Annotated in this window: 12 protein-coding genes; all 12 read left to right on the forward strand. The window is 56.7% G+C overall.

The window, feature by feature from the left end:
* Positions 1 to 41: 41 nt before the first annotated feature.
* The 12 genes from ACE1BR_RS05360 (at position 42) to ACE1BR_RS05415 (ending at position 13,459) form a co-directional block, all read left to right on the forward strand.
* The gene (locus tag ACE1BR_RS05360) at positions 42 to 1,739 is read left to right on the forward strand and encodes a terminase (protein WP_374868257.1); all 1,698 of its coding nucleotides are present in this window, start codon (positions 42 to 44) and stop codon (positions 1,737 to 1,739) included.
* Positions 1,739 to 3,865 carry a portal protein gene (locus tag ACE1BR_RS05365; protein ID WP_374868259.1) on the forward strand — a complete coding sequence of 709 codons (2,127 nt, stop codon included), beginning with the start codon at positions 1,739 to 1,741 and terminating at the stop codon, positions 3,863 to 3,865. The genes ACE1BR_RS05360 and ACE1BR_RS05365 overlap by 1 nt, the downstream gene beginning before the upstream one ends.
* Positions 3,866 to 4,140: 275 nt before the next feature.
* Positions 4,141 to 5,073, forward strand: a complete 933-nt coding sequence (locus ACE1BR_RS05370) for a hypothetical protein (RefSeq protein ID WP_374868261.1) — start codon at positions 4,141 to 4,143, stop codon at positions 5,071 to 5,073.
* Between the two features lie 70 nt (positions 5,074 to 5,143).
* Positions 5,144 to 6,361 (forward strand): DUF4043 family protein, encoded by a 1,218-nt coding sequence (locus ACE1BR_RS05375; RefSeq protein WP_374868263.1) that lies wholly within the window; start codon positions 5,144 to 5,146, stop codon positions 6,359 to 6,361.
* A 65-nt stretch (positions 6,362 to 6,426) separates the two neighbouring features.
* Complete coding sequence (locus ACE1BR_RS05380; RefSeq protein WP_374868265.1) at positions 6,427 to 6,816, forward strand: hypothetical protein; 390 nt, start codon at positions 6,427 to 6,429, stop codon at positions 6,814 to 6,816.
* Positions 6,817 to 6,879: 63 nt separating this feature from the next.
* Positions 6,880 to 7,323, forward strand: coding sequence for a hypothetical protein (locus ACE1BR_RS05385; protein ID WP_374868267.1), 444 nt, complete (start codon positions 6,880 to 6,882; stop codon positions 7,321 to 7,323).
* Entirely contained in the window at positions 7,323 to 7,967 is a 645-nt protein-coding gene (locus ACE1BR_RS05390) for a hypothetical protein (RefSeq protein WP_374868269.1), read from the forward strand. Before ACE1BR_RS05385 ends, ACE1BR_RS05390 begins: the two co-directional genes overlap by 1 nt.
* Before the next feature lie 13 nt (positions 7,968 to 7,980).
* Positions 7,981 to 8,646 (forward strand): DUF6682 family protein, encoded by a 666-nt coding sequence (locus ACE1BR_RS05395; RefSeq protein ID WP_374868271.1) that lies wholly within the window; start codon positions 7,981 to 7,983, stop codon positions 8,644 to 8,646.
* Positions 8,643 to 11,075, forward strand: a complete 2,433-nt coding sequence (locus ACE1BR_RS05400; RefSeq protein ID WP_374868273.1) for a tail fiber domain-containing protein — start codon at positions 8,643 to 8,645, stop codon at positions 11,073 to 11,075. Before ACE1BR_RS05395 ends, ACE1BR_RS05400 begins: the two co-directional genes overlap by 4 nt.
* Positions 11,059 to 11,514, forward strand: coding sequence for a hypothetical protein (locus ACE1BR_RS05405; RefSeq protein ID WP_374868275.1), 456 nt, complete (start codon positions 11,059 to 11,061; stop codon positions 11,512 to 11,514). Before ACE1BR_RS05400 ends, ACE1BR_RS05405 begins: the two co-directional genes overlap by 17 nt.
* A 9-nt stretch (positions 11,515 to 11,523) precedes the next feature.
* Positions 11,524 to 11,769 (forward strand): hypothetical protein, encoded by a 246-nt coding sequence (locus tag ACE1BR_RS05410; RefSeq protein ID WP_374868277.1) that lies wholly within the window; start codon positions 11,524 to 11,526, stop codon positions 11,767 to 11,769.
* Between the two features lie 79 nt (positions 11,770 to 11,848).
* Entirely contained in the window at positions 11,849 to 13,459 is a 1,611-nt protein-coding gene (locus tag ACE1BR_RS05415) for a hypothetical protein (RefSeq protein ID WP_374868279.1), read from the forward strand.
* The last annotated feature ends 35 nt before the right edge of the window (positions 13,460 to 13,494 follow it).

Consider the following 13,494-nt stretch of genomic DNA (forward strand, 5'->3'; position numbering starts at 1 on the left):
AAACCCGCTTCTGCGGGTTTTTTATTACCTGAGAGCCGCCCATGATTGAACCCGACATCTCCCTCATGACTGAGCCGGAGCAGATTTCCTATATCCGCTCGAAGCTCTGCGATAAATGGTGGCGGATGAACAACCTCTACAAGGTGGAGAATGAGCAGGGTGAGCTGGTGCAATTCAGGCTGCGACCGGCGCAGGAGTTGCTGTTCAAGACCATGTGGTGGCTCAACATCGTGCTGAAGGCGCGCCAAATAGGCTTCTCCACTGCCATAGATATTTACCTGTTGGATGAGGCGCTGTTCAACAAGAACATCAAGTGCGGGATCATCGCCCAAGACCTGACGGCCGCCGGCGAGATCTACCGCACCAAAATTGAAGTCCCGTTCGATAACTTGCCTACGTGGCTCAAGGCCTGCTTCCCGATAGCCTCTCGCCGCGGTGGCGCCAACGGGGGTTACATCCTGTTTCGCCATGGCTCCAGTATCCAGGTAGCCACCTCCTTTCGCTCCGGTACCGTCCAGCGTCTGCATGTGTCAGAGCACGGGAAGATCTGCGCCAAGTACCCAGAGAAGGCTAAGGAGGTGCGAACCGGTACCCTGAACGCCATTCACCCGGGCTGCGTGGCGTTCATCGAATCAACGGCAGAAGGGGTGGGCGGCGATTTCCACAGTATGAGCATGAAGTCACTCGAGCTGGCACGAACCACTCACGAGCTGACACAGCAGGATTGGAAGTTTCACTTCTTTGGTTGGTGGCAGGACCCGAAGTATGCGGCCTTGGTCCCAAGGTCTGGTGTAACAGCCAGCAAAAACCAGCTGGAATACTTCGCTGCCGTCGAGAAGGCTATGGGTTGCAAGATCAGTGACGGGCAACGGCAATGGTATGTGCTCAAAGAGGCGACACAGGGTGCGGAGATGAAGCAGGAGTTCCCCAGCACACCGCTGGAGGCGTTCCTGACTTCTGGCCGTAGGGTATTCGACCCGACAGTCACCATGGCCGCAGAGGGTGACTGCATAGCCCCGCTCATCGTCTATGACATCGACCCGGTTACCGGCAGACGCGAGAAGGCCCGCAAGCCTGAACTCTTGGACGAACAGGGCCAGCGTTCACTCGAGAACATGTTGCTGGTCTGGGAGCTGCCCGACCCTGACGAGGATTACGCTATTGGCGCCGACGTGGCAGAAGGCCTCGAGCACGGTGACCGGTCATCGTGTGATGTGGTAGCCAAGAGTGACGGCAGGCAGGTAGCCCACTGGTACGGGCACCTTGATCCTGGTCTCTTTGCCCAACTGCTGGCTCATGTCGGCAAGTGGTATGGCACTGAGGAATATGGCCCGGCTTACATCGGCCCCGAACGCAATAACCATGGGCATGCTGTGCTGCTGGCCCTACGGGATCACTATCCGATACGGCGCATTTACGCCCAGGAGTACATCGACCGGGATCGGGATGATGAGACCCCGCGCCTTGGTTGGCTCACCACGCGACAATCAAAGCCGATCCTGGTGGATGGATTGAAAGAACTGCTGCGAGCCGGCCAGTCCGGGATCTACTGGATAGGCACCATCAGTGAAGCAACTACCTATGTCTATGACAAACGGGGCAGCATGAATGCCCAGACCGGCTGTTACGACGATCAGCTTGTCAGCTACATGATTGCCCAAGAGATGCGGGCCAGAATGCCTGCTCGCATCATCAAGTCCGGCACCGCACGTAAACCCAAGCACTGGATGGCCAACTGATGATCAAGAACCAACCCAAGGCACCCTCACAGGGTGGTCTCGATACCGCGCGCCTGCTCAACCTGATGAGTGACATCAATGGCCAGCCGGATTGGCGCTCTTTGGCTAATCGCGCCTGTGCCTACTATGACAATGACCAGCTGCCAGCTAGCGTGAAAAGGGTGCTGGAAGAGCGTGGTCAGCCACTCACCATCCATAACCTGATTGCCCCCACCATTGACGGGGTGCTGGGGATGGAGGCAAAGAGCAGAACCGACTTGATGGTCATTGCTGATGATCATGATGATGAGTTGGAGCAGATGGCTGAGGCGGTGAACGCCGAGTACGCCGACATGTGCCGGTTGGGAGGGCTGGACCGTGCTCGAGGGGAAGCTTATGCAGGGCAGATAAAGACAGGTCTCGGTTGGGTTGAGGTGCGCCGTCAAGATGATCCATTCGGTCCGCGCTACAAGTTCAGCAATGTCCATCGGGATGAAGTGTATTGGGACTGGCACAGCCGTGAGCCAGATCTGACTGATTGCCGGTGGCTGATGCGCCGCCGGTGGGTTGATTTGGATGAAGCCAAGACCCTGTTTCCGAGCAAGGCCGAAGCACTGACGTGGGGCGTGAATGATTGGGATGGGATAGTCAGCCTGACCTCGATTGAAGGAATGACCCCCGATCTGGTCAGTGCCTTCGATGAGTGGAGCTCTTTTGACAGCAAACAGGTCGAGTGGTGTAGCCGGGAGCGTGATCGGGTTCTGCTGCAGGTGGTTTATTACCGCACCTTCACCACACGCCAAGTGCTGATGCTCGACTCTGGTCGGGCGCTGGAATATGACAAGACCAACCAACTTCATCTTGTTGCCGTTGCCACGGGGCGCGCCAGGTTGGAACGCCGACCGGTAGCCGTGATCCGCGAGTCCTGGTTCGTTGGTCCCCATCACTTGGTCGATCGGCCCTGCAGTGCGCCTCACAACATGTATCCGTTGGTGCCATTCTGGGGATACCGCAAGGACAGCTCTGGTGAACCTTATGGTCTGATAGCCCGCGCTATTCCGGCTCAGGACGAGGTGAATCTGCGCCGTATCAAGCTCACCTTCTTGCTGCAGGCCAAGCGCGTCATCATGGACAAGGACGCCACCAACATGACCCGGGAGCAGGTATTGGAACAGGTCGAGCGCCCGGATGGTTTGGTTGAACTCAACCCCGATCGCGTCAACAAGACCAATGTGAGTGACGCCTTTAAGGTTGAGCAGGACTTCAATGTGGCGGCCCAGCAGTTCCAGGTGATGCAGGATTCGGTGAAGCTCATTCAAGATACCATGGGGGTTTATGCCGCCTTCTTGGGGCAGGGGACTACTGGCCAGTCAGGTGTTGCCATCAGCAACTTGGTAGAGCAGGGCGCCACGACACTCTCCGAGATCAATGACAACTACCGGATGGGCTGCCAACTGGTGGGGCAACTGGCGCTGTCATATCTGCTTGAGGAGCTGGCAGCCAAGAAGAACTACAAGGTGACCGTCAACCGTGATGACCCGCGCCGCCGCAAGGCGGTGGTGATCAACGTGGAGCAGGAAGATGGCAAGCTCAGTAACGATGTGACCCGGCTGCGTGCCCATATTGCCCTGGCACCCATCCAGCAGACCGCAGCTTACAAGCAACAACTAGCAGAGCGAATGACCCAGGCCATGGCACAGCTGCCACCGGAAGCAGCTGCAGCATGCTTTGACCTGCTGGTTGAGCTGATGGATGTACCGCGCAAAGCTGAGTTTGTGGAGCGGATCCGCAATGCCCTCAACATTCCCAAAGATCCCGAGGAGATGGACGACGAAGAGCGTGCCGCCGCCGAGCAGCAGGCCCAGCAACAACAGATGGAGCAGGAGATGGCCATGCGTGAGATGCAGGCCAAGCTGGCTGAGCTGGAAGGCAAGGCGGCCAAGTGGCAGGCCGAAGCCCAACGGATAGCTAAGTTGACCGACTCTATCCGGTTCGAGGATGCGCTTAAGCAGGCCCAGACAGGCAAGACCCTGCAGGAAATGGAGTTGTTGGTTGCCGAACAAGAGGGGATCCAGGCCGAGCAGGCAGCCCTACAGGCTCAGCTGCTTGCCACTATTGAACAGCAGATTGATGCTATCACGCTCTGATTGTTGCTTTCTTAACCTGTCAGCGTTAGGATTTCCCCAACATGGCCCAGTCTCTCGAGATTGGGCCTTTTTGTTTGCCAGATATGACAGTTGTTAATGGTTGTTAAGGTCGGCATTCTTCCACATGAGTCCTTACCTGCCTGTAGTGTAATGTGCATTTTAACCCGCCTTGTGCGGGTTTTTTTGTGCCCAGTCTAAGCCGGGGAGCGTTTTCTCTGAGAGCTTTCCCCCGCTTGGGCAGCGATACCACCCACTGAAAACCCACGAGGATGACCATGGATACGAACATCGATAACCTGACCGGGACTGAAAGCCTGGACGAACTGGAAGCCATGCTGGCGGAGATCGAGCAAGCGCCCGATACCGAGCTATCCGATGGCACTGTCACCAAGAAAACGGACGTAGAGACCGCGCCGTCGGCGGTTGAAGTGGCAGCCAGTACTGAACAAGCCAATGCCGAGCAGGCCGATGAAGTGGCCCAGGTGCCTGAAAAGGTGATCCTGGCCAAGAACGGTCAACACACCATCCCGTATGACGTGCTGGAGCTGGCGCGTAATGAGAATAAAGCCCTGCGTGAGCAGTTGAACAGTTCTCAGCAAGCTCAGGCGGAACGGGACAAGTTGCAGGCGTTGCTGGCAAAACATGGGATTAACCCTGATGCAGACCCCGACCAGCTTAGTCCGGATGAAGCGGCGCAATTAGCGCAGGACTTTCCGGAGATCGGGAAGGCCATGGCTGCAATGGCCCGCAAAATCCAGCTGTTGGAGCAGCCAGCCGTGGTGCAACCGGTTCAGCCTGCCGTTAATCCGGTGCAGGCCGCTCTGCAGGCGGTACCTGATCTGATGAACTGGCGGGAGCAGGACCAAGACCGCTTTGACTTCGCCATCATTGTCGATGAAAAGCTTCAGGTAGACCCCGCGTGGCAAGGGAAGTCACTGGATGAGCGATTTGCAGAGGCAGCTCGTCGCACCAAGTTGGCCTTTGGTGATGTGGAGAGTGCTCCACCGCCCGCCAAGGTCCCCAGCACGGAAGCCGATAAGCCTGCTGACTTCATCCCGTCCAGTCCCTCGGCGCTCGGCCAAACCCATCAAGCGCCCGAAAGCGGTGTTGCCCGTTACGGTTCTATGTCGCAGACCGAATTGGTCGGCGAAATGGGGGCCATGACGGACGCCCAGCTCGAGGCACTACTGGAGCAAGCCGGGTATTAACCCACCACACGATTAACGCGCAAACCCCGACCACTGTGTCGGGGTTTTTGCTTTCAGGTAGGAGAGGATCATGACCCAAGTCACCTCGGCGCAAGCCAACAAGATTATGCAGGCAGCCTTGTTTACAGCTGCCAACCGTTCCCATTCGTTGGTGAACCTGCTGACTGAAGAGGCGCCCAAAGGTGCCAAGGTCAACGGTGGTAAGCAAACCAGTGCGGGAGCACCCGTGGTACGTATCACTGACCTGAGCAAAAATGCCGGTGATGAAGTGGATATGCAGCTGTTCCATCAACTCTCCGGTCGCCCGACCATGGGAGACAAGAAAATAGCTGGCCGTCTCGAGAGTCTGGCGTTTGCCGACTTCTCGCTCAAGATCAACCAGACCCGTCATGGTGTGGACGCGGGTGGCAAGATGAGCCAGAAGCGTACCAAGCACGACCTGATCAAGACCGCTCGCGTGTTGTTGGCTGATGGTTATTACGGCCGCCTGACAGACCAGCGTGGTTTCGTTCAGCTGGCTGGTGCCCGTGGCGACTATGCTGCGGACGACATCATCCTGCCGCTGGCAGATGATGAAGAGTTTGCAGACATCATGATCAACCCGATCACTGCGCCGACCTATCAGCGTCACTTCTTTGGCGGGGATGCGACCTCTTTCGAAACCATCGATGCGGCCGACCGTTTCAATCTCGGTTGCGTGGACAACATGGCGCTGTTTCTGTCTGAGATGGCCAACCCCATCCAGCCTATTCGGATGGTGTCTGACCCGTCAGGTGGCGAGCCCCTCTACGTGCTCTACGTTACCTCGCGCCAATGGCACGACTTTTACACCAGCTCCTCAGGCAAGGACTGGAATGCAATGCTTGCCGCGGTCACGGTGCGCAGTAAAGGCTGGAATCACCCGATCTTCCTGGGGGAAGGGGCGATGTGGCGCGGCATTCTGGTCAAGCCCTATAAGGGGATGCCTATTCGCTTTAACCAGGGAAGTCTCGTGAAAGTCTGTGCGGCCGAGTCTGCTACAGGGGTGGAAGTGGACAAGGTAGCGGGCACCACCATTGACCGTGCAATCCTGCTGGGCGGTCAGGCGCTGGCCAATGCGTTTGGTTCGGGAGAGCAGGGCAGCTCCTTTGGCATGTTTGAAGAGAAAACTGACCACGACAATGCTACTGAGTTGTCCGTTCGCTGGATGGGGGGCTTGCAGAAGATCCGCTTCAAGCAGAAGAACGGCAACATCCAGGATCATGGCTGTATGGCACTGGATACCGCGGTGAGCCCGATAGTTCGCTGATAACCCACTGACGCAGAGGGTCATCAGGCTCTCTGTCATTTGCTGACCAGACAAGGAGCCATATCATGGCCAAGATTAATCTGATAGCCACTTGCCGCCGCTGGTTTGTCGGCGCGTTCGGTAACCTTTCCATTTCCCCAACCTTTATTGCCAAGCTGGCCGCGGTGCCTGCAGGAGATGTGATCGTGTTCGGCGACAAGGTTGAGCCCAACCTCAAGGTGGTGGGGGTGTCTCTGATCACCAATGCGCTGGGCGCCAGTACCACGCTGACGGTAAAGATTGGTACCGCCACTATTGTGAATGCTGAGGGCACGGTAACCGCCGTGGCCAAGTACATTCCGGTGGATGACCTGATGACAGCGGGTGGGCAGGATATCTCCCTCGTAGTCGGTGGTGGTGCCGCAACGGGTATTGCCAAGCTCAAGTTGCATTACGAAGTAATTGGCAACCTCTAACGCCCATCACTGCGCGCCCGGCCCTGTGCCGGGCTTTTTCATTTCAGGATTGGAGATATTGCCGTGAGCGACAAAATTGCCGTGGTTTATATCGGCGACAAGCCGAGCAAGAAAGACACCGTGACCGGTTCCCGCATGGTGTTCCCACGCCATATCCCGGTAGATGTGGAGAGCCATATTGCCATGCAACTGCTGGAGTTCCCCACCGTCTGGATCTGTGCCGAGGCCCTACCTGGTGAGATCCTGCGTCAAGAGACCATCGCCAAGCTAGCTGCCGAGGAGGCAGAACGACTGGAGCGGGAGGCTGCCCGTTTTGCTGAAGAGCAGAGCATGGTAGTCGGCGAACGCGATCTGGCCAAGATGACCAGCGCCCAGCTGGCGACCCTAGTGGTTGGCGAGGAGCTGGACATTGAGCAGCAAGGCGCGCAAGAGAAAGTCGGTGATTACCGTGTGCGAGTGCGTGATGCGCTGAAAGCCAAGCTGGCCGTTGAGCAAGGTAGTGAGTAATGGTGCCGGTGCAAGATAGCCGGTTGGTGAGCACCGCTCCTTTGATCTCGCTGGTTCGCCAGCGGGTTCTCCATTTGCCTCACACAGAAGGCGCTGACGCATTAGTTCATCGCTACCTCATCGAGGCAGCCATCATTTTCTGTAAAAAAAGCGCGCTTATTCATCTGGAGCGCCAGTTTGACGAGGTGTTCGAGGGGCAGACAGTGAGCTTTGCCCTGGCTAGCAGTATCAATCGTCAGGCGAGGCAGGATGTGCGGGAGCCCCAGGTGACTGGGTCTGTGCTTCATTGCATTACTGCTGGTAGCTGCATGCTGACGCCCGGCCTGCACTATCACGCCCAGTCTGCCGAGTCCATCCGCTTCCTTGAACAGCTGAGTGATGTTTGCATCGTTGGGGCCATTGAGCCTCTGCCGACCGCAACGCTGATCCCTTCTGCTCTCGTTGAGGACTACGCCCATGAGCTGGCCTGTGGGGCGGGGTATCTCTTGCAACAGCTTCACGCCAAGGCGTGGACAAACCCTGAACTGGCTCAGATAAATCGTCGCAAGTTTTATGACGGGATCCGCGATGCATACCGGTTCCGCATTGAGCAAACCGAGAGTGCAAGAGTTCAAAACCCAGTCAGAAAACGAAACTTCTTCTGAAATGAGGTGAGTCATGCTGGTCAGTGAAATATTGGATCGGGCCTCAACTGAGTTGACAGATATACCGCGGATTAGTTGGGGTTTGGAGGATTTAATTTCCTACTACAACAGTGCGATATCCGCGATCGCCAGCGCCAGGCCGGACATCTTCATTAAGACCCAACCCTTTGCCTGTGCCGCAGGCACTCGGCAAACCGCGCCTGCTGGCACCATCAAGCTGATAGATGTTGAGCGCAACACGCTCACTGGTAAGTCGATCCGCTATGTGTCCCGCGCTGATCTGGAGAGCTTAATCCCAAGCTGGGCCAGTAGTTCCGGTGGGGAAGAGGCGGAGCTTTATATCCATGAACCCACCAATATCAGTGCCTTCTGGTTGTACCCTGGAGTGAAGGCAGGGATGAGTGTCGAGCTGGTGCTCAGTATTCTCCCTACACCCGTAACGAGAGCCGAGGTCGAGTCGGGAGAGAGCGTTCAGGTTGATGACCGGTATATCACTCCCTGTCTGGACTGGATCATCTATCGCGCGTTCATGCGTGACTCAGAGGTGACGGCTAATGCGTCTAGAGGGCAACTTCACCTGCAATCCTTCACTCAGGCGTTATCGGTCAGCACCGAAACAGATGCCACCATGCTAGCGATGCGAGACAGCCAAGCCAGCACCAACGGACGGCGTCAATGATCCAGATCTACGGAGTGATGACTGATCCCGCTGGCAAGTTGGTACCCGGGGCGATCATCGAGTTGCGGTCCCTCACCACGACCAGCGAAGTGTTGATGGGCTCGGTGCTGACGTTCAAATGTGACGCTGCTGGTCGGTATCGATTCCCGCTGGCTGTGGGCGCCTACGATGTGTATGCCCAGAATGACCAGTGTGGTGACATGGACTACATGGGAACTGGGGTAGTAGTGCCTCAAGGCACAGACGGTTCACTGAACAGTATCCTGGTCGATAGTGGTATCAGTTTGACACCACCTCTGCTTGATCGCGCGGTCGATGCGATGAAAAGAGCGGAGTCTGCGGTTAATGCAACCGGTCAGGATCGGATCCAGACTGGCAATGATGTGAACGCCGCGCAACAGGCTAGCCAGCTGGCAGTCGAACAGGCGAGTGCAGCCTTGGCATCCGCAAATTCGGCAGATAGTAAGGCGGGTGAGGCGGCAACCAGTGCGACGGCGGCAACGGCCTCAGCCACGCGGGCACAACAGTGGGCAGAAAATCCATTGAATGTGGCGGTAGTGGCAGACAAATATTCTGCTCTGCACCATGCAGTCAAGGCCAGTGACTCCGCTGCAGCAGCTACCGTCAGTGCTTCTGCCTCAGGGACAAGTGCCGCAACAGCCACAGCCCAGGCCACCAATGCCAGCGAGAGTGCGGCGACCGCAACCATCAAAGCGAGTGACGCGGCGGCCAGTGCTGGCACTGCAACTACCCAAGCCAATGCTGCCCTTGGCGCCAAGATTGCTGCTGCAGCCTCTGAAGCCCATGCCCTGAGTCACGCCGGCAACGCTGACTCTGCGGCCCAAGCCTCTGAGCGCGCCAAGGTTGTTACGGTTGAGCATGCAGGAAGGGTTGCCACATTAGCCCTGCAGGTATCTGCAGACCGCGCTGAGGTACAAACCAAGTCAGCACAGGTTGCTACCCATGCGGCCACCGTTGCGGTGCAAAGTAGAGAGGTCAGCACCAATGCGGCATCTGTTGCTCAGGGCAAAGTAGCCGTTCAAGGCATGCGTGATGTGGTGGTGGCGAAAACGGCGGAAGCCCTTGCCGCGGCCGATACTGCCAGTGATAAAGCGAGTATGGCAGCACAGGATCAAGCTGCAGCCGCTGCCAGTGCGCAGCAGGCGAGTATGTCAAAGAGCCAGGCTGAAGCTTGGGCTCAGAACCCCGAGGGAAGCGACATTAACGGGCGGCCCGGAGAGTTTTCGGCGCTGCATTGGGCATTGCAGGCCCAGAAGTGGGCGCAGGCCATCACATCACAGCTTGTTTGGGCCGGTCCTTGGAACGCATCAGCAGGTGCGCCGATAGCGCCAGCGCCCCATCAAGGGATCCCGTTTTATCGGATCTCACATCCCGGGGTCATCGCCAGCGAGTCCTATGTGGTAGGGGATTACCTGCACTGGGATCCTACGACTCTTTCCTGGTTCAAAATTGATGGCACCGATGCGGTGATCTCCATTAATGGTATGACCGGTGCTGTCGTGCTGAGTGCGGCGGATGTCGGTGCTCGGCCTGCCAGTTGGGTTCCCGGGTGGGCGGATATCGCGAACAAACCGGTGACCATGCCGCCGTCCGAGCACAACCATCCTTGGTCTCAGCTTTCGAATATCCCTGTTTACGCTTCACGTTGGCCCACGATTGCAGAGATTGATGCGGCAGCCGCTAGTCATACCCATGCCTGGTCACAACTGACGGGTATCCCAGCTTATGCGGCCCGTTGGCCTGCGTGGGGTGAGGTGACCGGTAAACCTGACTTTGCGGCAGCAAGCCACCGTCACGTATGGGGACAAATTGATCAGGTCCCTGTGACGGCTTCCCGTTGGCCCAGCTATGCCGAGGTCACGGATAAACCTGATTTTGCTCCAGCCAGCCATACCCATCCCTACATGGCAGATGGTGGTAGCTATAACACGCTGTACCTGAACAGCTGGTTCCGCTCGACCGGTAACACAGGCTGGCTCAACGAGACCCATGGTGGTGGTATTTATATGGAGGATGCTACCTGGGTGCGGACCTACGGTGGCAAGAAATTCAATGTCACCAATACCGATAGTGACGCGTTGAATACTGCAGGTGGTGTTTATGCCGGAGGAAACGGCAATTTCAACGATGTCTATATCCGCTCTGATCGCCGCCTCAAATCCAACATCACACCTATCACCGATGCTCTTGCCAAGTTGCAACAGCTCACTGGCAATCTGTATGACAAGGCTGGCCAGCGGGAAGCTGGGCTAATCGCTCAGGAGCTGGCAGAGGTTCAGCCAGAATCAGTCTTTTTGAACAAGGATGGCACCTTATCTATCGCTCACGCCGGGGTGTTGGCCTTGTTGGTTGAGGCGGTGAAAGCCCTTGATGAGAAGTTGGAGGTGTTCAGTGGCGGTACCCGATAAACCGTTTTGGCTATCTGCGGCTTATAGCGAGTTTGGGGGGGATCGGTGGTCTTCCAATATTTTGAGCAAGGCGGGGCTATCGCTTCCCCGGTTTGCTGGTGAGCTGGCAGGTAAGAGCTCGTCTGTTGTTCTGAACTTAACTATCGGCGAATACAGCCCAGGTTATGAGACAGAGCTTGGGTATCGGCGAGGACAAATGGGGGCAATCTCGATAGGCCAGTATGAAGGCAAGAATATTAACGCGATCAGCTGCTACGACGATCTGCCGAACAAGCTCTATTTGTTTGTTGAGGGGGACGCGGGGAAATCCATTCGCGTCACTATTTCTGGTCTGGGTACTGCCGTTATCTCGTCGGGTTCAGGCACGTTCAACTCGATTTACAGCTATTTCAATGCAATGCGTGGTTCAGTTGTCCAGGTGACGCTGGCTGCCGCATAAGGAGTCAACATGAGTAACCGAGTCACCCGATATTTCTTCCGTATCGTGGTTTCCGTCGACCAACTTGCAAATACTTTATTGGGTGGCCGGCCGGATGAGACCATCTCGGGCAACGTAGGCTACAACGCAAAACAGGGAAAACGTTGGGCGCTGAGAACGGAGATGGTTATCAATTTTCTATTGCGCAGCCCTACCCATTGTCGTGACAGCATTGAGTATGATGAGCGGAAAATTCCACTCAGGAATGCTTGGTAAGCGAGCCCTTAGCATAACCCCAACATAGCCCTGCTCTCACGAGTGGGGCTTTTTCGTTTCAAGAGGGTGAGGAAGCACCATGACCCTGATCGACATTGTGACCATGCGCGGGATGGTACCGCGGGTGGCAGACCACCTGTTGCCTGATGAAGCGGCCACCTTGGCACAGGACTGTCATTTCGATCGTGGTGTCGTCGCCCCATTGATGAGTGACAAGCGGGTGGGTGTGACGTTGCCTCTGGTACCTCAAACCCTGTTTCACTACTACGGCGATCGCTGGTTTGCCTGGGACAAATTGGTCGAGGTGATGCGTTCACCCATCGCACAGGATCAGTACAACCGGGTTTATTACACCGACGGTGAATATCCCAAGCTGACGTATGACGCTATCGCTACCGGCGGCACGCAAAAGCCTACTGCCTGGTACCGACTTGGTGTTCCGGTCCCGGCGACACCTCCGAATATGCAGTCAGTCACGCCACCGAGCGGCAGCAAGGATGATGACCCTACCGATGATGAAACGCGTTTCTATGTCGAGACTTATGTCACTGGCTTGGGGGAAGAGGGCCCCCCGGGGCCTGCCAGCGGGAAAGTCACCATTACCATCCCAAACTCCACCGTGCTGGTGGGATTGTCTCCAGCCCCAACCAACAACAGCAATATCACCCGGCGCCGGCTCTATCGATCGGTATCTGGTGGTGGGATGGCGGATTACCTGCTGGTTGCCGATCTTCCCATTGCGAGCGTGACGCACAGTGACAGTAAGAAGGATGGTGAGCTTGGACCGGTGCTTGAGACCTATGGCTACATCATGCCCCCGGACAAGATGCGCGGTATCTGCCAGATGGCCAACGGCATCTGTGCCGGGTTCATTGGTAATGCGGTGCTGTTTTCCGAGCCGTTTTTGCCTTACGCCTGGCCGGAAAAGTACAAGCTGACCACTGAGCATGACATTGTGGCCATCGTCGCTATCGATACAGCCTTGGTTGTGGGCACTAAGGGTTACCCCTATCTGTTTCAAGGTGTATCTCCCTCCGCCATAACTGGCCAAAAGCTCTCCTCGGTCCAACAGGCCTGCGTCAGTGCGAGGTCTATGGTGGCACTGGATGGTATGGTTCTTTACGCAGCGCCTGATGGACTGATTGGTGTGGGGGCCGATGGTGGAACCTTGATCACCGAGGGGATCATTACCCGTGAGCAATGGCAGGTGATGAAACCTGACACGCTGCGTGCCTGGTACAGCGAAGGAAAATATGTAGCACTGACCGACAGTCATGGGTTTGTGTTCGACCCGAAATCGGGAGATCTGCGTTGGTTATCTGACCGATGGGATACCGCAGTACCAGACATGCAGCTTGATGCGTTGATGTTGGTCAAGGGCCTTGAGCTTTATCAGTGGCGGGGTGAGGCTACTACCTTGTCGATGATCTGGCGTTCAAAAGAGTTTGTGCTGCCGCCCGGCGTCAGGCTGGGTTGTGCCCGGGTGACCTGCGACTTGATCAGCCAATGTAGCTTCACGCTGATCATTGATGATGTTCGGGTATTTTCGCTTACCGAGGGTCAGATCCCAGTTGGCGTCTTCCGGTTGCCCCCCTTGCGTGGCCGACGCTGGCAAGTTGAGGTGGCCGGCACTGCGGTGATCGAGCGCATTACTCTGGGCTCCAGTATTGCTGAGGTCGCAGCGCAATGAGTAAGAGCTCCTTTCGTGCCAGCGGTACCCCACAG

It is taken from the genome of Aeromonas sp. MdU4, from assembly GCF_041929505.1.
In the GTDB taxonomy this organism is placed as follows: Bacteria; Pseudomonadota; Gammaproteobacteria; order Enterobacterales; family Aeromonadaceae; genus Aeromonas.

Bases quoted from the DNA above. Each gene is read 5' to 3' on its own strand.
- ACE1BR_RS05380 (WP_374868265.1), top strand. From the start codon at position 6,427: ATGGCCAAGATTAATCTGATAGCCACTTGCCGCCGCTGGTTTGTCGGC.
- ACE1BR_RS05410 (WP_374868277.1), top strand. From the start codon at position 11,524: ATGAGTAACCGAGTCACCCGATATTTCTTCCGTATCGTGGTTTCCGTC.
- ACE1BR_RS05415 (WP_374868279.1), top strand. From the start codon at position 11,849: ATGACCCTGATCGACATTGTGACCATGCGCGGGATGGTACCGCGGGTG.
- ACE1BR_RS05370 (WP_374868261.1), top strand. From the start codon at position 4,141: ATGGATACGAACATCGATAACCTGACCGGGACTGAAAGCCTGGACGAA.
- ACE1BR_RS05395 (WP_374868271.1), top strand. From the start codon at position 7,981: ATGCTGGTCAGTGAAATATTGGATCGGGCCTCAACTGAGTTGACAGAT.
- ACE1BR_RS05390 (WP_374868269.1), top strand. From the start codon at position 7,323: ATGGTGCCGGTGCAAGATAGCCGGTTGGTGAGCACCGCTCCTTTGATC.
- ACE1BR_RS05360 (WP_374868257.1), top strand. From the start codon at position 42: ATGATTGAACCCGACATCTCCCTCATGACTGAGCCGGAGCAGATTTCC.
- ACE1BR_RS05375 (WP_374868263.1), top strand. From the start codon at position 5,144: ATGACCCAAGTCACCTCGGCGCAAGCCAACAAGATTATGCAGGCAGCC.
- ACE1BR_RS05400 (WP_374868273.1), top strand. From the start codon at position 8,643: ATGATCCAGATCTACGGAGTGATGACTGATCCCGCTGGCAAGTTGGTA.
- ACE1BR_RS05365 (WP_374868259.1), top strand. From the start codon at position 1,739: ATGATCAAGAACCAACCCAAGGCACCCTCACAGGGTGGTCTCGATACC.